General features: G+C 52.7%; 17 protein-coding genes and 3 tRNA genes. 8 read left to right on the top strand and 12 right to left on the bottom strand.

Features of this window, described 5'->3' with window-relative positions:
- Position 1: 1 nt before the first annotated feature.
- Complete coding sequence (locus DEU53_RS02145; protein WP_101760893.1) at positions 2 to 433, bottom strand: MarR family winged helix-turn-helix transcriptional regulator; 432 nt, start codon at positions 431 to 433, stop codon at positions 2 to 4.
- A gap of 484 nt (positions 434 to 917) precedes the next feature.
- Between DEU53_RS02145 and DEU53_RS02140 the strand changes: the two genes are divergently transcribed.
- The 3 genes from DEU53_RS02140 (at position 918) to DEU53_RS23020 (ending at position 3,163) form a co-directional block, all read left to right on the top strand.
- The gene (locus DEU53_RS02140) at positions 918 to 1,175 is read left to right on the top strand and encodes a biofilm/acid-resistance regulator YmgB/AriR (RefSeq protein WP_008102310.1); all 258 of its coding nucleotides are present in this window, start codon (positions 918 to 920) and stop codon (positions 1,173 to 1,175) included.
- Between the two features lie 152 nt (positions 1,176 to 1,327).
- On the top strand, positions 1,328 to 2,827 hold the full coding sequence (locus DEU53_RS02135) for a SulP family inorganic anion transporter (protein WP_110865888.1): 1,500 nt from the start codon (positions 1,328 to 1,330) through the stop codon (positions 2,825 to 2,827).
- Positions 2,828 to 2,992: 165 nt separating this feature from the next.
- Entirely contained in the window at positions 2,993 to 3,163 is a 171-nt protein-coding gene (locus DEU53_RS23020) for a hypothetical protein (protein ID WP_167391169.1), read from the top strand.
- Between the two features lie 127 nt (positions 3,164 to 3,290).
- Here the strand turns inward: DEU53_RS23020 and DEU53_RS02130 are convergent.
- From DEU53_RS02130 to uvrY, 6 genes are all read right to left on the bottom strand, one after another.
- A tRNA-Leu gene (locus tag DEU53_RS02130) sits at positions 3,291 to 3,376 on the bottom strand.
- A gap of 11 nt (positions 3,377 to 3,387) precedes the next feature.
- Positions 3,388 to 3,461 (bottom strand) — tRNA-Cys (locus DEU53_RS02125).
- Between the two features lie 42 nt (positions 3,462 to 3,503).
- Positions 3,504 to 3,579: transfer RNA gene (locus tag DEU53_RS02120), tRNA-Gly, on the bottom strand.
- A gap of 270 nt (positions 3,580 to 3,849) precedes the next feature.
- Positions 3,850 to 4,398 carry a CDP-diacylglycerol--glycerol-3-phosphate 3-phosphatidyltransferase gene (pgsA, locus tag DEU53_RS02110; protein WP_008102316.1) on the bottom strand — a complete coding sequence of 183 codons (549 nt, stop codon included), beginning with the start codon at positions 4,396 to 4,398 and terminating at the stop codon, positions 3,850 to 3,852.
- 68 nt (positions 4,399 to 4,466) lie between these two features.
- A complete protein-coding gene (gene uvrC / locus DEU53_RS02105; protein WP_110865886.1) occupies positions 4,467 to 6,299 on the bottom strand; it encodes an excinuclease ABC subunit UvrC in 1,833 nt (610 codons plus the stop codon).
- Positions 6,292 to 6,951, bottom strand: a complete 660-nt coding sequence (gene uvrY / locus DEU53_RS02100; protein ID WP_008102320.1) for a UvrY/SirA/GacA family response regulator transcription factor — start codon at positions 6,949 to 6,951, stop codon at positions 6,292 to 6,294. Before uvrY ends, uvrC begins: the two co-directional genes overlap by 8 nt.
- 430 nt (positions 6,952 to 7,381) lie before the next feature.
- Here uvrY and DEU53_RS02095 point away from each other — a divergent pair, with 430 nt between their 5' ends.
- The gene (locus DEU53_RS02095; RefSeq protein WP_007887303.1) at positions 7,382 to 7,609 is read left to right on the top strand and encodes a DUF2594 family protein; all 228 of its coding nucleotides are present in this window, start codon (positions 7,382 to 7,384) and stop codon (positions 7,607 to 7,609) included.
- Between the two features lie 32 nt (positions 7,610 to 7,641).
- On the opposite strand, the gene DEU53_RS02090 is transcribed toward DEU53_RS02095, so the two are convergent.
- Complete coding sequence (locus tag DEU53_RS02090) at positions 7,642 to 8,253, bottom strand: acyl-homoserine-lactone synthase (protein WP_008102322.1); 612 nt, start codon at positions 8,251 to 8,253, stop codon at positions 7,642 to 7,644.
- Between the two features lie 121 nt (positions 8,254 to 8,374).
- Entirely contained in the window at positions 8,375 to 9,097 is a 723-nt protein-coding gene (gene sdiA, locus DEU53_RS02085) for a transcriptional regulator SdiA (protein WP_101760898.1), read from the bottom strand.
- 553 nt (positions 9,098 to 9,650) lie between these two features.
- Between sdiA and DEU53_RS02080 the strand changes: the two genes are divergently transcribed.
- Positions 9,651 to 10,325 carry a DUF4396 domain-containing protein gene (locus tag DEU53_RS02080; RefSeq protein ID WP_110865885.1) on the top strand — a complete coding sequence of 225 codons (675 nt, stop codon included), beginning with the start codon at positions 9,651 to 9,653 and terminating at the stop codon, positions 10,323 to 10,325.
- Here DEU53_RS02080 and DEU53_RS02075 read toward each other — a convergent pair whose 3' ends face one another.
- Positions 10,326 to 11,024, bottom strand: coding sequence for an extensin family protein (locus tag DEU53_RS02075; protein WP_110865884.1), 699 nt, complete (start codon positions 11,022 to 11,024; stop codon positions 10,326 to 10,328). It lies immediately after the preceding gene.
- A 408-nt stretch (positions 11,025 to 11,432) separates the two neighbouring features.
- Here DEU53_RS02075 and cycA point away from each other — a divergent pair, with 408 nt between their 5' ends.
- Positions 11,433 to 12,824, top strand: coding sequence for a D-serine/D-alanine/glycine transporter (gene cycA / locus DEU53_RS02070; RefSeq protein WP_101760901.1), 1,392 nt, complete (start codon positions 11,433 to 11,435; stop codon positions 12,822 to 12,824).
- 101 nt (positions 12,825 to 12,925) lie between these two features.
- Here the strand turns inward: cycA and DEU53_RS02065 are convergent, their stop codons facing one another.
- A complete protein-coding gene (locus DEU53_RS02065) occupies positions 12,926 to 13,900 on the bottom strand; it encodes a metal-dependent hydrolase (RefSeq protein ID WP_110865883.1) in 975 nt (324 codons plus the stop codon).
- Positions 13,901 to 13,923: 23 nt separating this feature from the next.
- A complete protein-coding gene (rutR, locus tag DEU53_RS02060) occupies positions 13,924 to 14,559 on the bottom strand; it encodes an HTH-type transcriptional regulator RutR (protein WP_110865882.1) in 636 nt (211 codons plus the stop codon).
- Positions 14,560 to 14,866: 307 nt separating this feature from the next.
- Here rutR and rutA point away from each other — a divergent pair, with 307 nt between their 5' ends.
- Together rutA and rutB are read left to right on the top strand one after the other, a co-directional pair.
- Positions 14,867 to 15,958 carry a pyrimidine utilization protein A gene (rutA, locus tag DEU53_RS02055; RefSeq protein ID WP_049851054.1) on the top strand — a complete coding sequence of 364 codons (1,092 nt, stop codon included), beginning with the start codon at positions 14,867 to 14,869 and terminating at the stop codon, positions 15,956 to 15,958.
- Positions 15,958 to 16,668: a pyrimidine utilization protein B gene (gene rutB / locus DEU53_RS02050; RefSeq protein WP_110865881.1), complete on the top strand. Its 711-nt coding sequence runs from the start codon at positions 15,958 to 15,960 to the stop codon at positions 16,666 to 16,668. The genes rutA and rutB overlap by 1 nt, the downstream gene beginning before the upstream one ends.
- Positions 16,669 to 16,710 lie beyond the last annotated feature (42 nt).

The raw sequence follows: 16,710 nt of genomic DNA, 5'->3' as shown, positions 1-16,710 counted from the left end.
GTTAAACGCTTCCCAGACGCGCGAGCAGCTGTTGCAGCACCTGTTCCGTTATCGCCAGCGATGCAGGATCGATATCCGCCAACAACTGTGCACGTAGCGCATCGGCCTGCGTTTTCACTTCGGCAAAGGCCACGCTGCCCTGTTCCGTCAGAATCAGCAGGCGTTTGCGACGATCTTCCGGCGGCTGCACGCGCGCTAATAGCTGCTGCTTCACCAGACGATCCACCAGCGGCACGACGCTGGCCTCTTCCAGACCAAGCAACTGCGCCAGCGCTTTTTGCGTTGGCGGCTCGGCGGCGGTGGCAACGCTGGCAATCGCCATCCAGCTGCTCATGCTCAATCCGCTCTCTTTGAGGCGACGATCGACAGCCAAACGCCACGCGTGCGCGGTAAGATGCAGCAAACGAGAAAAGGGTTGGGGATAGTCGCTCAAAACGTAGTGGCCTAATGGTTAGGTATCTAACTAAACGGGAGCGTTATTATAAGGTAAGCCGCTCGCCAATGAAAATTTTGCTTACACCTGCAAACGTAGTTGGCAGGACAAAAAATCTCCAGCTTTCCTTATCAGTTGTACAACTCACCGAAAATTTGGCGGTTTTCGCCCATTCTTGTATAGCTTTTAGAAAACATTACAAATCATAACTCACTGTTAAATAATGACTAGCACAAATTGCTTAAAATCAAGGTTGTACAAGTTGTGCCGGATTGTATAAGTTTACGTCCCGTGAGCCAGCTGACGGCTCCGTAACGAATGATGCACTTTGCGTCGCCTCTGAAGGTGTTGTGGATTTCCACCTTCAGAGGTGTCTTTTTGCGTTGGTTGATGAGTTGGGTGTTGCGCGCCTGTCCGCGTGCAAATTTTTTCATCATGGAGCTGAAGGCACATTGCCATCAGGCCGATCTTAAGGGCTTCACATATGCAAAACGCCGCAAACAGTAGCGCTGCCATCGCTGACTATTTCAAACTGGCCGGTAATAGCGACAGCAGTGAAATGGAAGTTTTCGGGCAGATCATCGCCGAAATCCTGCAAGCCGGTATGCCGGTTTCTAATAAAGCGATTATTGCTTCGCTGATTAACCGTCTTGAGATGGAAAGCGATGTGATTCAGCTGGATATTTATCGCCATCTGCTTGAATTGGTTGTGAATAAAACACCTGACGATCTTGCGGTCTAAAGCCGGATTCCAGGGATGGAATCACCCTCACCTGCCCCAACGCGCTAGCGTCTCACCTTATTGCCCGGTAACATCCCTTCTCGGAAAATCCTAACTGGTTACTGCCGTACCGCGACGGTATGCGCACAATAATAAAAGAGCCTGCACAATTTATGAGTCAACCAACTGAGCGCACCACTGCGGTGGAGAGCGATATCACCGTGAGGCGCGTTTTACGTTCGCCTGCCCTGCTAACCCGCGAGTGTCTGGCCGGCATTATTACCGCGCTGGCGCTGATCCCGGAAGTTATCTCCTTCTCCGTGATTGCCGGTGTCGATCCTAAAGTCAGCCTTGTGGCCTCGGTGGTGCTGTGCCTGACGCTGTCGATTCTGGGCGGTCGTCCGGCGATGGTCACCGCAGCGGCCGGTTCGGTGGCGCTGGTGATCGGCCCAATGGTGCATGCGCACGGCGTTGAATACATCCTGCCGGCGGTGATTATGGGCGGCATTATCCAGATTATCTTTGGGCTCGCTGGGTTGTCGCGCATGATGCGCTATATCCCACGTTCGGTGATGATCGGCTTCGTTAACGCCCTCGGCGTCCTGATCTTCTTTGCGCAGGTCCCGCACGTTTGGGGACAATCCGCGTTGGTGTGGGTGCTATTCGCCGTTACGCTGGCCATCGTGCTGCTGCTACCGAAAGTGCTGAAAAGCGTCCCTTCACCGCTGGTGGCGATTGTGGTGGTGACGGCGGTGGCGTTGCTGCTTGGCTATCGCGTACCGAACGTGGGCGACGAAGGGCCAATGACCGCCGGTCTGCCAGGCTTCACTACGCTGCTGGTCCCAATCAATCTGCACACGCTGCAAATCATCTGGCCCACCGCCTTGAGCATCGCCTTTGTGGGTTTGATGGAATCGTTGCTGACAGCCAAACTGGTGGATGACATCACCGATACGCCTCCCGCTAAACGCCGCGAATCCTGGGCGCTCGGCGTCGGCAATATTCTTGCGGGCTTCTATGGCGGCATCGCCGGTTGCGCGATGATTGGCCAAACCATCGTTAACGTCGAGCTGGGCAAAGCACGTACGCGTGTTTCTACGGTCGCGGCGGGTATCGTGCTGCTGTTATTAGTGACCGGACTGAGCCAGATTATGGCACAGATCCCGATGGTAGTACTGGCGGGCATTATGATGGTGGTAGCGGTGAAAACCGTGAACTGGCACAGCCTGCAGCCGGCTACGCTGAAACGCATGCCGTGGTCGGAAACCTTTGTGATGGTGCTGACGGTTGCTGTCACCGTGTGGACCGGCAACCTGGCGATTGGCGTGCTGGTTGGTGTGATTCTGGCGATGATGCTGTTCGCACGCCGCATCGCTCACGTCATTCACGCTGAACGCCAGCTGAGCGAGGATGGCCAACAGGTCAATTACACCGTGCGCGGCCCGCTGTTCTTTGGTAGCAGCAATGATTTGTTTGAACACTTCAATTACGGCCACGATCCAAAAACTGTCACCATCGATTTGACGCATGCGCAGATTTGGGACGCTTCCAGCGTGGCGGCCCTTGATGCTATCGAATATCGCTATCAGCGCCATGGAGCGAACGTCACCTTTATCGGGCTGGATAACCGCAGCAGCGATTTCCGCGAGCGGCTGAGTGGCAATCTGGGATAGAAATATTAGGATTGAGACGAAAAACGCCGGAAATCCGGCGTTTTTTATGGTTACTGCCGCGCTTCGCTTGCGAAATTTGCTGTCACTGACTTTGCTTAGCTCATGGTCAATCCTTTGATCTCTTTGGGATTGGTTACTCAATCGCTTAATTATAAGGAGCAGCAGATGAACGTTTTAGCAAAAGCAGCATTGGTGACGTTAACCTTGGTATCGCTGGCGGGTTGTATGCACAAAAGTGATGCGGTCGGCAACGATGGGCGCCCACATGCGCCAAGTAACCAACCGGTGCCGGGTGCTAGCGAAGGTGCAGGTCCGGTGGGACAACCGCAATCGTAATGACTTGCCCGGCTTTGCCGGGTTTTTATTGGCGATGAGGTAAGGACAAAAACAAAAAAACCGCCCTTGGGCGGTTACGACATTACTGCTTATTGCTTTATTTTATTCGTTTTATCGACTGCAAATATGGTGCCCGGGGCGGGACTTGAACCCGCACAGCCATAAGCCGAGGGATTTTAAATCCCTTGTGTCTACCGATTTCACCACCCGGGCAGGGTGTAAATTGGAGGCGCGTCCCGGAGTCGAACCGAGGTAGACGGATTTGCAATCCGTTGCATGGCCACTCTGCCAACGCGCCTTTAATCTGGTATGTAATCCGTTGAATACGAACCACTAAATTTGGAGCGGGAAACGAGACTCGAACTCGCGACCCCGACCTTGGCAAGGTCGTGCTCTACCAACTGAGCTATTCCCGCATAATCTTCGTCTTTCAATTTGTTGCTGCTTTAGCTTCCTTCACTCACACAGGTCACTTACTGAAGTAAGCTCTCTGTGATTCGTTCAGTTGCTGCCTTGCTACAAATTGAAATACTCGATTCTGTATTTCTTCATCGAACTTGCTGATTTTATTCAGCTTCTTGCAGGCTCGCTGCCGTTCGATGCGATGCATTCTACTTATCTGACGCAGTGAGTCAACAGAATTATCCACACACTGCGTCCGTTTGCTGCTTTTTAAATCGCATCGATCAGCTATCGAGCAAATCGCCGCGCGCTGCGCTTAAATACTGGAACATTGACCAGAACGTCAGCACGGCTGCGATGTACAGTGCGACCACACCCACGCCAACCACCGTGGCTTCTGGACGCCACAGCAGGGCAAACAGCGAGAACATCTGCGCGGTGGTTTTCACCTTGCCGATCCACGACACCGCCACGCTGCTGCGTTTGCCGATCTCCGCCATCCACTCACGCAGCGCAGAGATAATGATTTCACGCGCGATCATGGTTGCCGCAGGCAGCGTAATCCACCACGCGTGGAAATGCTCTGCCACCAGCACCAGCGCAATCGCTACCAGCACTTTATCCGCAACCGGATCGAGGAACGCGCCAAAACGCGTGGTCTGCTTCCAGCGACGCGCTAAAAAACCATCAAACCAGTCAGTAACCGCAGCAATCACAAAGATCAGTGCAGTAGCAAAGGGAGCCCATTGAAATGGCAGATAAAACGCCAGGACAAAAAAGGGAATAAGTACGACTCGAAACAGGGTAAGACACGTCGGAATGTTAAATTGCATATGCCAGTAACTGTCTGGTGTGAGTAGGGTTTCATGTATGTTGCTACATTGCCCCCCCTCTTTCAACGTTAGTGTTTCAGTGAGTAGTAGATTTTTTCCGCCAGCGCGGTGGAAATTCCCGGCACTTTAGCAATCTCGTCGACGCTGGCATTCATCAGCGGTTGCAGGCCACCCATATACTTGAGCAGCTGCTGGCGCCGTTTGGGCCCCACGCCTTCAATACTTTCCAACGCGCTGGTGTTCTTCACTTTGGCGCGTTTTTTCCGGTGACCTGAAATCGCATGATTGTGAGAGTCATCACGAATATGCTGAATCACATGCAGCGCAGGCGAGTCCGGCGGTAAGGAAACGCCCTCACCTTCCGCTTCAAAGAACAGCGTTTCCAGCCCGGCTTTACGATCGCTACCCTTCGCCACGCCGAGTAAAATCGGACGATCTTTATCCCAGGGTACATTCAACTCGGCGAAAACCTGTTTCGCCTGCGCTAACTGACCTTTACCGCCGTCGATGATGATCACGTCGGGGATTTTGTCCTCTTCCAGCGCTTTGCCGTAACGACGGCGCAGCACCTGATTCATCGCCGCGTAATCATCGCCCGGCGTGATGCCCTCAATGTTGTAGCGACGGTAATCCGAACGCAGCGGACCATCACGGTTGAACACCACGCACGACGCAATGGTCTGCTCGCCCATGGTGTGACTGATGTCAAAGCACTCCATGCGATGAATGGTGTCGAGCTCAAGGAACGTCGCCAGCGCCGCCAGACGCTGCTGAATGGTCGAATGCTGCGACAGCTTGGTAGTCAGTGCCGTTGCCGCATTGGTGCGCGCCAGTTTCAGGTAGCGTGCACGGTCACCACGCGGCTTACTTTGAATGTTCACTTTACGTCCCGCCAGCGCGCTCAGCGATTCCGCCAGCAGCTCACGTTCCGGTAGTGTAAAGTCCAGCAGAATTTCCGCCGGCAAAGTGCGCGCTTCACTGCCTTGCAGATAGAACTGCCCGACAAAGGTTTGTACCACTTCGGTCAGTTCGGTATCGGCAGGTACTTTCGGGAAGTAGCTGCGGCTGCCGAGCACTTTGCCCTGACGGATAAACAGCACGTGCAAGCAAGCCATGCCAGCATCAAAGGCCACGCCCATCACATCCAGGTCTTCACCCTGATTGGAGACAAATTGCCGCTCGGTTACGCGTCTTACCGCTTGAATCTGGTCGCGTAAAATCCCGGCCTCTTCAAAACGCAGTTCCTCACTGGCATTTTCCATGCGCTTGACCAGCTGATTAATCACCTGATCATCTTTCCCCGCGAGGAACAAACGCACGTAATCGGTTTGCTGCGCATACTCCTCTTCGCTAACCAAGCCGGAAACGCAGGGTCCAAGGCAGCGGCCAATTTGATACTGCAAACACGGGCGCGAGCGGTTGCGATACACGCTGTTTTCACACTGGCGAATCGGGAATACCTTTTGCAGCAGCGCGAGGGTTTCACGTACCGCATAGCCGTTCGGAAACGGGCCAAAGTATTCGCCTTTGGCGTGCTTCGCGCCACGGTGCATCGCCAGACGTGGATGGCTATCGCCACTGAGGAAAATGTAAGGATAGGATTTGTCATCGCGCAGCAGCACGTTATAGCGCGGCTGGTAGAGCTTGATGTAGTTATGCTCCAGCAGCAGCGCTTCCGTTTCGGTGTGCGTCACGGTGACGTCGATGTTCTGAATGTTGCTGACCAGAACTTCAGTTTTGCGACTGCCCACCTGCGTACGGAAGTAGCTGGTCAGGCGCTTTTTAAGGTCTTTGGCTTTACCAACATAGATCACCGTACCGGCCGCATCGTACATACGGTAGACGCCGGGTTGGCTGGTCACGGTGCTGAGAAAGGCTTTGGAATCGAAAACGTCACTCACTACTGATTAATGGCTCCGCATTGAACAGGCCATGTCGAATGGCCAAATGCGTTAACTCGACGTCGCCACTGATATTCAACTTGCTGAACATGCGATAGCGGTAACTGTTAACGGTTTTCGGGCTGAGACTGAGTTGTTCGGAAATTTCCGTCACTTTCTGCCCGCGTGTGATCATCAGCATAATCTGCAATTCCCTTTCCGACAAACAGCTGAAGGGGGATTCGGCTTTTTGCGGTTCGATCTGGCTAAGTGCCATTTGCTGAGCAATATCCGAAGCGATATAGCGTTGCCCTGAATGCACCGAGCGAATCGCACTCACCACTTCCTGCGGCGCGGCGCCTTTACTGAGATAACCCGCTGCGCCCGCCTGCATTACCTTCGCCGGCAGTGGATTTTCGGTATGAATGGTGAGCATGATGATGCGGATATCCGGGTTAAAGCGCACAATTTTGCGTGTCGCTTCCAGGCCGCCAATACCGGGCATGTTCATGTCCATCAGCACTACGTCAACCGGATTGCTGCGGCACCATTTCACGGCGTCTTCACCGCACGCCGCTTCACCCGCAATAACGAGGCCTTTCATATCTTCCAGAATGCGGCGAATACCGGCGCGTACCAGTTCATGGTCATCAACAAGAAGCAGGCTGATCAACGGGACGTACTCCGCAGGTTAAGAAAGGGAAATATATTTCAGAACGGTCATCTTACCGGTTTTCAGGTGGAAAAAACATCTACAGTCACAGATAAATCTCAAATGAACTGATGCAAATCAATAACATTTCTTTGATCCAGCTTTTACTGCACAGGGCAATAAGATGCAAAATGAGATAAGTTAAATTGTTATTAATATCATTAAGTTATGATTTATAGCTCGATTTTATTGACGCATTCCGATCGCCTGGTAAATAACAGCTAAACGCTAATTCTGGTTGCTGATAAATAGCGCAATGCGCAATTAAAAAGCGGTCTGACTTTTACCGCTTCGCTTCATTAAAATTCATCTGAAAACGCTATGATATACTCTCTTTCTTACGCACAGGAAGAATGTGTCAACATTGAGTAACACCCCCAAGGAGTCAATTATGAGTGATGAAGATTTCGCAACTTCACGAGACACGCAGGCGCTGGCCGACGAAGTCGCCTGTCTGAAAATGATGGTGACGCTGATTCTGAAAGGAATGGGTCAAGCCGATGCCGGTAAGGTGATCATCAACATGGAGCGTTATGTGCAAGCTTCGTTAGGCGATAAGCCGCAGGCGGAAGTGTTTAATAATACAATTCGTCAGATCAAAACCGCTTACCGTCAATAAGCGATGTGCCCCGCGCGAAATGCGCGGGGTATTTAGCTGTGTGATTGCCAGTTTACTGAAACACCCAGCGACGGCAGCACCTCTTCCGGGCTAAAGCGTCGTGTACCCCGATATTTCTCCGCCAGCGCCGGTTGATCAACCGGAATGCGAATGGCAAACAGATTGTCTTCAGATTGGATCAAGCCCGGTGAGAGCGGCTCGTAGACTACCTGATGCTGTTCGAACATCTTCTCAAGCATTGGCGTCGCCGAACTGATCAAATACTCCATGCCGCTCAGTTCTGCTAATTGCACCGAGTGCCACAAAATACTCAGCGGTAGCTCCGCGTCCACCTCAAGGCGCGCCGAGAAGCGCGACATTTCCCATACCTTTTCCTGATCGAAAGGCAGAACAAAACCTTCCGGCACCTCAGGTTCATGCCACGGCAACAAACGTGCGCAGCCGCAAATACCCTGACGAGCGTTCCAGGCAATCAACCAGGTGACATCCGAACGATCAAAACGATCGTACTCTTGCCCTGGCGTACTCAATCGCGGTGGAATCGACCACCCTTCGCCGCGCGCAAACACGCTATAGCGATACGTTCCCAGTTCTGCCAACAGTGAGGACGGCATATCCTTAAGCTGTGTTTGAATTACTTTCATCATGCGCCTCTGACATCCCCATGTATGCAATGATTTCTTTGAGCCAGCCTGGCAACGTTGCGCGCAGGGTAGACAACTGACACGGGAGAAGGAACTACTAAAATTAGTAGTTGCTTTTTCGCTATATCAGGCCAACCGCAGCGGCATAACAGGCAATCTGCGTTTTATTGGAAACATTAAAACGCTTTTGCATATTCTTTTGGTGAAAATTCACCGTATGTTCAGATATGGCTAAAATAAGTGAAATTTCCGCCGACGTTTTTCCTTCCGCCGTCCATTTCAGGATTTCTAATTCACGCTGACTAAAATCGTTAGATAAAACGACCATAGAATCGTCATTCAAACGCTCCAACACGCGCAAACTCAGTTCCGCCAGAAGATGCAGTTTCACCTCAAGCTCTATGCGCAAGTGTTGGGTCTTACTGTGAAGTGTCGATGCAATAGATAATATACCAATGGTACGATTTGGTGCCATTGCTGAGCAGGAAAAGCCGCTCATTAATCCCGCAGCGTTGGCTTCTGCCCACAAATTGCCCGCACCGGTAAATAAATCGCGCGTCCATTCAACACCCCGTCCCGGCCGCTGACAGAGTAATAGCACCGGATCGACCTTATAATAGTTCTCGCTTTCGTAGCGTTTTACCCAGCCTTCCGGGTATGTACTGAACAAAAACAAGCGCGGCCGGGTAAAGGGCACCGGATGCTGAACCAAAAAAGCGAAGTAATCGAAACCCAGCTTTTCAATCTGCTGTTGCAACAGGGATTTCAATTGCGTCACTTGCGTTAGCGCCAGAAATTCATTTTCCATTTCGCCTCGCCAGACGAAATAATTATCGGTCGTCATTATTGCCTTAGCGCTGTTTCACGCTTTTACATTCTGAAATTAGTTCGTGTTAACGCAAAAAATAAATTAGCCAGACAAAAAATATTGATTGAAAAAGGAGCAAATTTGCCAGCAGCTAGCATAACTCTTCTACTGTCAATGCGTTAACGTAATGGAGATGTGTAAGTTCACGTTAATTGTTAACAGGTTCACAACTTTAATTCCTCAGCGGATTAGAATAGGATTTTTCTGAAGTAGTTTCAATCATCCATTTGATTGAAAATGATCGTTAGATTGATAAATTTTTAGCATCGTCATTAACTAAAATTATTGATGCAAAAAGCAGATTGTTTTGCTGTGAAAGGGGTTTGTACGGTGAATGAGTTTTGACTTAATGTTAATCCCACCTATTTCTGCGGTTAAGATAATACATTAAGTAATGATGTGATTTCTCTCACGCTGATTAACGGCTACGCTTAATGCTAGCGGAGTGAAAAGATGCATTGGAAGACAGTGCTGCAGTAAGGCTCAGGCGCATTGTCGCATGTAGGTGGGAAACTTAGCGGAACTGACTATGTTGAACCAGTTTGCATTACCTTTCCTTGTTTTGGGCGTCTGCACTGCCCTGATGATTTTAAAAGATCTTTTTCGCCATCCACATCCGGTGGCGGTGATGAATATCATTTGGCCATTAACCGGTTTGTATATGCCTTTTATTGGCTGGATCGTCTGGTGGTACTTAGGCCGTAAACCATCACAACAGCAAAAACTTGCGCTATTGGTTCCACAAAAAATACGCAGTAACGCCAGCTGGCAAACTATATTTATTTCCACGTCATTATCCGCAGCGGCTTGTATATTTGGCGATATAATGACAATCCCGATAGTCACTTTACTAAAACACTTTGCCATTAATCCGACGATAGGGATGCAGGCGCTTATTTGCGTTATCGCTTCATTGTTTATGGGATTACTTTTTCAATTTCTGGCGATTCGCCAACGTGAAAAACATTCATTTGGCAGCGCATTATATTTGGCGCTGAAAACCGAAATTTTCCCCCTGCTGATTTTTCAATTAGGTATTTTTATCTTTATGGCGTTGGCCCTAAAGTTTGTGCTGAACGAGCAGGTCAATCCGCTGCTGGCGGCATTCTGGTTTATGCTGCAACTGGCCATAATGATTGGCTTTATTTTCTCCTGGCCGGCTAATCATTTCCTGATAAAACGTGGGCTTAATCCTGCGGTATAGCTAACGGCAGTAACCCGAACCGCGCATGCCAAGATGAAAATGGCTGGCATGCGCGGCGTTATAATCGGGCCCCAGCGCATTACCGAACGTCGCACAGCCGTTACGCCACAGCGCATGCAGTCCTGACGCCGCATCCTCAGGCTGTTGCCAGTTTTTTCCTACCTGCAACCAACGCCCATTTGCCAGCTTAAATCCGGTAATATCCCAGGCATCGGCGCTGGCGTGCTCACTCAAACGCCCTTCCTGACGATGATAAATATTGCGACAGGCGTAGCTGCCAACATGGGCAATGCGTTTCAGCGGACTGTTAAAACCGGCCTGACGTAATGCGCTGTCGCTGTTAATCACAAACATGGTGCTGGCCACCGCCATCGGACAGCTGGCGAGAAAACTGCTGCTCAGCGTGACGTCACCGTAGCCGCTGATGCGTAGCGGCTGCTCAATCGGGCAATTCCCTTGCATTGGCGGCACGGCACGAAACTGCACCAGCCGCTGTTCACTGGCTTGCCGCATCACCGCCAGGCAGGCAGCCGGATCGCCACTCAGCTTTTTTAGCTTGTAACGCGTCATCCAACCGGGCGGATCGGTAACGTTGAGCGGTGTAAAGGGGTTCCACTGAGGCGGCAGATGCGTTTTCAACCACGGCAAACTAAACCAGCCGCATACAGCCAGCAACGCGACGGCGAACAGAGCGCGCACAATGCCTCACTTTTCCTGATGAAATGAACTAACAATTGTAGAAGTCATGTGCGCGGAAAGTGACGTAAATCGCTTAATTGTTGAAGATTTACGCAAAATGACTGCGCTTTAAACTCTGTAAATAATTACTGACAGAGCAAAGCACGTAAAAGGTCACAAAGGGGGAAAAACCATTACCGAAACGGGTTGGCTTTCCACTATCTTATGCCACTTGCCTGGACAAAGGCTCATAACGAATGCCCTAAATAATGTGAGCCGCAGGAAGGCGGCAAGTGTGTGAATCATTGGGAGCTTAATTTAGTCAGTTCCTGGGGTGAACACGCGTAGCCAACGCATCTGCGGCTTGAAGTATGACGGGCAAAACAGCCAATAGAGCTGACACAACATCTCGACAGGAAAGAAAAATTTATGGTTGATCAATCAAAAGAGGCGCTCGCTACGGCCGAACAGCCGGATAAACTCCAGCGTAACCTGCATAATCGTCACATTCAGTTAATTGCTATCGGTGGCGCCATCGGCACCGGGCTGTTTATGGGTTCGGGTAAAACCATCAGCCTCGCGGGCCCGTCGATCATTTTCGTCTACATGATCATTGGCTTTATGCTGTTCTTCGTCATGCGCGCCATGGGCGAACTGCTGTTGTCCAACCTCGAATACAAATCCTTTAGCGATTTCGCTGCCGATTTACTCGGTCCGTGGGCGGGCTATTTTACCGGCTGGACGTACTGGTTCTGTTGGGTGGTGACCGGCATTGCCGACGTGGTGGCCATCAGCGCCTATTTCCAGCTGTGGTTCCCGGACTTCTCCATCTGGATGAGCGCCCTGCTGTGCGTCTTTGTCTTCCTGGCATTGAATATCGCTACGGTGAAGCTGTTTGGTGAGATGGAGTTCTGGTTCGCGATTATCAAAATCGTCGCCATTGTGGCGCTGATCATCACCGGCATTGTGCTGGTGAGCATGCATTATCCGTCGCCGAACGGTGGCACCGCGTCCCTGAGCAACATCTGGGATCACGGCGGCATGTTCCCGAAAGGCTTGAGCGGCTTCTTTGCCGGCTTCCAGATTGCGGTTTTCGCCTTTGTCGGCATTGAGCTGGTCGGCACCGCGGCGGCAGAAACCAAGGATCCGCACAAAGTTCTGCCGCGTGCAATTAACGCCATTCCGCTGCGCATTATTATGTTTTACGTGCTGGCGCTGATGGTGATTATGGCGGTAACGCCGTGGAATCAGGTGCTGGCGAATCGCAGCCCGTTCGTTGAGATGTTTGTGCTGATCGGCTTGCCTGCCGCCGCCAGCATCGTCAATTTCGTGGTGCTGACCTCCGCCGCCTCGTCCGCCAATAGCGGTATCTTCTCCACCAGCCGCATGTTGTTCGGCCTGGCGGAACAAGGCGTGGCGCATAAAGCCTTTGGTCGCCTCTCGGCGCGTGCGGTGCCAACCACTGGCCTGTTCTTCTCCTGCCTGTGTCTGCTGGCGGGTGTGGCGCTAATCTACCTGATTCCGGATGTGATGACGGTGTTCACCATGGTTACTACGGTGTCGGCAATTCTGTTTATGTTCGTCTGGACTATCATCCTGTGCAGCTATCTGGCGTATCGTAAGCAGCATCCACAGCGTCATGCTGAATCGAAGTTCAAAATGCCGCTGGGCAAGTTTATGTGCTGGGTATGCATGGCGTTCTTCGCCTTTGTGCTGGTGCTGCTGACGCTGCAGGAAGATACCCGTCAGGCGCTGATGGTCACGCCGCTGTGGTTTGTGATGCTGACCATGGGCTGGTTGTTACGTCGTCGTAAAGCCTGATTTATCACGGCTACGTTAAGGCTGCCTTTTGAAAGAAAGTGCAGCCTTTTTCTTTTTTGACAGAAAGCGCACCTCATCAGCAAACGCGCTTCACCACGAAGTCACAATCTCTCCCGCAGCTTACGCCACGCCTCACCCAATGCAGGACGCACCGAAGGTTCACGCTGCGGTGCTAGCTCCGGCGACTGCGGCGATCCCAGATTGAAGGTAAAGGTGTAATCCGGCTCTTCCCCCATCCGCAAATCGCTGATCAACGTGCGATCGCCCTGCTGCTTCATTGCGTAAAACCCATGACTAAACCACGCTACACGCTCGGCGTGCCATTGCCCTTTGAACGGCGCAAACAGCGCGGGTTGACGATCGTGCCAGCTTATCTGCAGCGAACGCCCCGGTGACAACAGCGACCAATAGGCTTCGCCGTAACGCTCTGGCGTCATGATCACCGTGCGCCATACCAGCGTATTAAACGCGGTCGGCGTCACCAGTAGTTGCTCCGGCTGCACTGATTGCTGCGCCAGCGCTTGCTCAATGTGTTGCGTCGCCATGCTCTGTGCCACCATGCTCCAGCCGAGATAAAGCGTACTCACCAATAATCCCGCCTGATTCCAGCGCAAGCCCACAGCATCGCGTCGCCACAGGGCGACGAGCAGCGCAATCAGCAACGGCAAGGTATACAACGGATCGATGATATACATGCTGCCAATGGCATAAGGGAAATCGGTGAGCGGCAGGCCCAGCTGCGTACCGTAAACGGTGGTGAGATCCAGCAGCGGATGCGTCACCAGCGCCAGCCACATCGCCAGCGTCCAGCCGCGCCAGTGCGCGCGACTGCGTGTCGCACCGGCCACCAGCCAGCCGAGCAGCGGTGCAATTAAGGTGAGGATTATCAGCGCATGACTTTCGGTGCGATGCAGCGTCATATTGCGGATGGCATCGCCGTGATCGATAAACACGTCGAGATCCGGCAAGGTGCCCGCCACCGCGCCCACCAGCGCCGCTTGCCACAGCGGGACGCGCTTGCCCATCACCGCAACGGTGACCGCCGCGCCTAACGTCAGTTGTGATAACGAATCCATGCTCTCTCCTTGAAAACGCGGGATCAGCGCACGCGGATCCCTTCAATTATCATGCGCTGCACGTTTTCCAGCGTCTGTTCAAAAAACGCCGCATCGTTCAACGTCTGGCCGGTAATCGCTTCCACCTGTGAGGCGAAATCCGCATAGTGCTGCGTAGTCGCCCATAGCAGGAAAAACAGGTGCTGCGGCTGCACACCCGCCAACCGACCTTCGGCGATCCACTGTTCGATAATCGCCGCTTTCTCATCCACCAGCGCTTTTAAATCACCGGCCAGTTCACCTTTCAGCAGCGGCGCGCCCTGCAACATCTCAAGGCAGAACAACCGTGAAGCTTGCGGATGATCGCGCGAGACTTCCAGCTTAAGGCGAATGTATTGACGTATCGCGGTCAGAGGATCGTGATCGTGCTGCAGCGCGCGCAGCGGCGCCAGCCACACATCAAGAATTTCTTTTAAAACCGCCACATACAGCACTTCTTTCGACGGATAGTAATACAGCAAATTGGTTTTGGAGACGTCAGCGCGCTCCGCCACTTTATCCAGGCTGGTGCCGTGAATACCGTATTGCGAGAAGAAGGTTAACGCCGCTTCCAGAATGGCTGCCCGCTTTGCGGCGACCGCTCGCGAACGGCGTCCCGGTTTTTTTTCATCGCTTTTCACACTGTTACCTCTTCCGTCCTGCGTCAACGCATCATAACAAAGGGCTTCTTTCCTGCCTAATCGCCCGCCTGCACCTTTTTTGACCACGCGGCGCATGGAAAACGTGCAGAACGTTTTGACCAAACGGTCTGAAATGGACCAATTACTCCAGTTTAGAACAGGCGATACTTTTAACGCATTGTTATTTATCTCTTTTAAAAATGTGGCACAGCCTTTGCAATTTTGTGATGGAGCGCCGCCCGCAGGATGCGTGCAGGAAGCAGCGCAGCGCGTGAAGCAGTCCCCGTCTAATGCAGAGAGGTTTCACATGAAAATTGGCGTCTTTATCCCGATTGGTAATAACGGCTGGCTGATCTCCACCCATGCGCCGCAGTACAAACCGACTTTTGAACTGAACAAAGAGATCGTGCTGAAAGCAGAGCATTATCATTTCGACTTTGCCCTTTCGATGATTAAACTGCGCGGCTTTGGCGGCAAAACCGAGTTTTGGGATCACAACCTCGAATCCTTCACGCTGATGGCGGGACTCGCGGCGGTGACCTCACGCATTGAGATCTACGCCACCGCCGCCACGCTAACCTTACCGCCCGCGATTGTGGCGCGTATGGCCTCCACCATTGATTCCATCTCCAATGGCCGCTTCGGCGTCAACCTCGTTACCGGCTGGCAAAAACCCGAGTACGAGCAGATGGGCTTGTGGCCGGGCGATGCTTACTTCTCCAGCCGCTACCAATATCTGACCGAATACGTCACCGTGCTGCGCGATTTGTGGGGCACCGGCCAGAGCGACTTCAAGGGCGAGTTCTTTACCATGAACGATTGCCGCGTCAGCCCGCAGCCGCAGAAACCGATGAAAGTGATTTGCGCCGGTCAGAGCGATGCGGGCATGGCGTTCTCGGCGCAGCACGCCGATTACAACTTCTGCTTTGGCAAAGGCGTCAACACGCCAACTGCCTTCGCGCCAACTGCCGCGCGTATGAAGCAAGCTGCCGATAAAGCGGGGCGCGACGTCGGTTCCTATGTGCTGTTTATGATCATCGCCGCCGAGAGCGACGAAGCCGCACGCGCCAAATGGGAACACTACAAAGCCGGTGCCGATGAAGAGGCGCTCGCCTGGCTCACCACGCAAAGTCAGCAGGACACCAAATCTGGCAGCGACACCAACGTGCGCCAGATGGCCGATCCGACCTCCGCCGTTAACATCAACATGGGCACGCTGGTGGGTTCTTACGCCAATGTGGCACGAATGTTGGATGAGGTTGCTTTAGTCGATGGCACGCAAGGCGTGTTGCTCACCTTCGATGACTTCCTGCAAGGCATCGAAGATTTCGGTGAACGTATCCAGCCCTTAATGCAGTGTCGCCACGATTTAATCGCATCCCAGCAGGAGGTTGCCTGATGAGTACCGTTGTTTGCGCCCACACCTCAAGTTTACCGAACGTCACCTTGCCGGCGCGCCCGGAAGCCATCGCGCTGCCGCCAGCGCAAAGTGCGCTGATTGTGGTGGATATGCAGAACGCCTACGCCACGCAAGGCGGCTATCTCGATCTGGCGGGCTTTGATGTCTCCGCTACCAAACCGGTGATTGCCAAAATCCATCAGGCGGTCACCGCAGCGCGGGCCGCCGGGATGCAGATCATCTGGTTCCAGAACGGTTGGGACGACCAATACGTTGAAGCCGGTGATGCCGGATCCCCCAACTTCCACAAATCTAATGCGCTGAAAACCATGCGCAAGCGCCCGGAGTTACAGGGCACGCTGCTGTCGAAAGGCGGTTGGGATTATGCGCTGGTCGATGAACTGGTGCCGCAGGCCGGCGATATTGTACTGCCGAAACCGCGCTACAGCGGCTTCTTCAACACCTCGCTCGACAGCATGCTGCGCAGCCGTGGCATCCGCCATCTGGTGTTTACCGGCATCGCCACCAACGTCTGCGTGGAATCGACGCTGCGTGACGGCTTCTTCCTGGAATATTTCGGCGTGGTGCTGGAAGACGCGACCTATCAGGCGGGCCCGGCATTTGCCCAACAGGCGGCCATTTTCAATATCGAAACGTTTTTTGGCTGGGTCAGCGATACCGACACCTTCTGCGAAACGCTGAAAAGCTAATGCTTCGATTCACCTGCAAACCGATAAGAAGAGGATTTCGTC

Source organism: Pantoea sp. AG1095 (assembly GCF_003208415.1).
In the GTDB taxonomy this organism is placed as follows: domain Bacteria; phylum Pseudomonadota; class Gammaproteobacteria; order Enterobacterales; family Enterobacteriaceae; genus Pantoea; species Pantoea leporis.
Note: the sequence above shows the minus strand (reverse complement) of the source record. Positions and strands in the feature narration are given on the sequence as shown.

Bases quoted from the DNA above. Each gene is read 5' to 3' on its own strand.
- pgsA (WP_008102316.1), bottom strand. From the start codon at position 4,398: ATGCAATTTAACATTCCGACGTGTCTTACCCTGTTTCGAGTCGTACTT.
- DEU53_RS02080 (WP_110865885.1), top strand. From the start codon at position 9,651: ATGTTGAACCAGTTTGCATTACCTTTCCTTGTTTTGGGCGTCTGCACT.
- cycA (WP_101760901.1), top strand. From the start codon at position 11,433: ATGGTTGATCAATCAAAAGAGGCGCTCGCTACGGCCGAACAGCCGGAT.
- DEU53_RS23020 (WP_167391169.1), top strand. From the start codon at position 2,993: ATGAACGTTTTAGCAAAAGCAGCATTGGTGACGTTAACCTTGGTATCG.
- rutA (WP_049851054.1), top strand. From the start codon at position 14,867: ATGAAAATTGGCGTCTTTATCCCGATTGGTAATAACGGCTGGCTGATC.
- DEU53_RS02090 (WP_008102322.1), bottom strand. From the start codon at position 8,253: ATGAAAGTAATTCAAACACAGCTTAAGGATATGCCGTCCTCACTGTTG.
- sdiA (WP_101760898.1), bottom strand. From the start codon at position 9,097: ATGACGACCGATAATTATTTCGTCTGGCGAGGCGAAATGGAAAATGAA.
- DEU53_RS02140 (WP_008102310.1), top strand. From the start codon at position 918: ATGCAAAACGCCGCAAACAGTAGCGCTGCCATCGCTGACTATTTCAAA.
- DEU53_RS02095 (WP_007887303.1), top strand. From the start codon at position 7,382: ATGAGTGATGAAGATTTCGCAACTTCACGAGACACGCAGGCGCTGGCC.
- DEU53_RS02065 (WP_110865883.1), bottom strand. From the start codon at position 13,900: ATGGATTCGTTATCACAACTGACGTTAGGCGCGGCGGTCACCGTTGCG.
- rutB (WP_110865881.1), top strand. From the start codon at position 15,958: ATGAGTACCGTTGTTTGCGCCCACACCTCAAGTTTACCGAACGTCACC.
- DEU53_RS02135 (WP_110865888.1), top strand. From the start codon at position 1,328: ATGAGTCAACCAACTGAGCGCACCACTGCGGTGGAGAGCGATATCACC.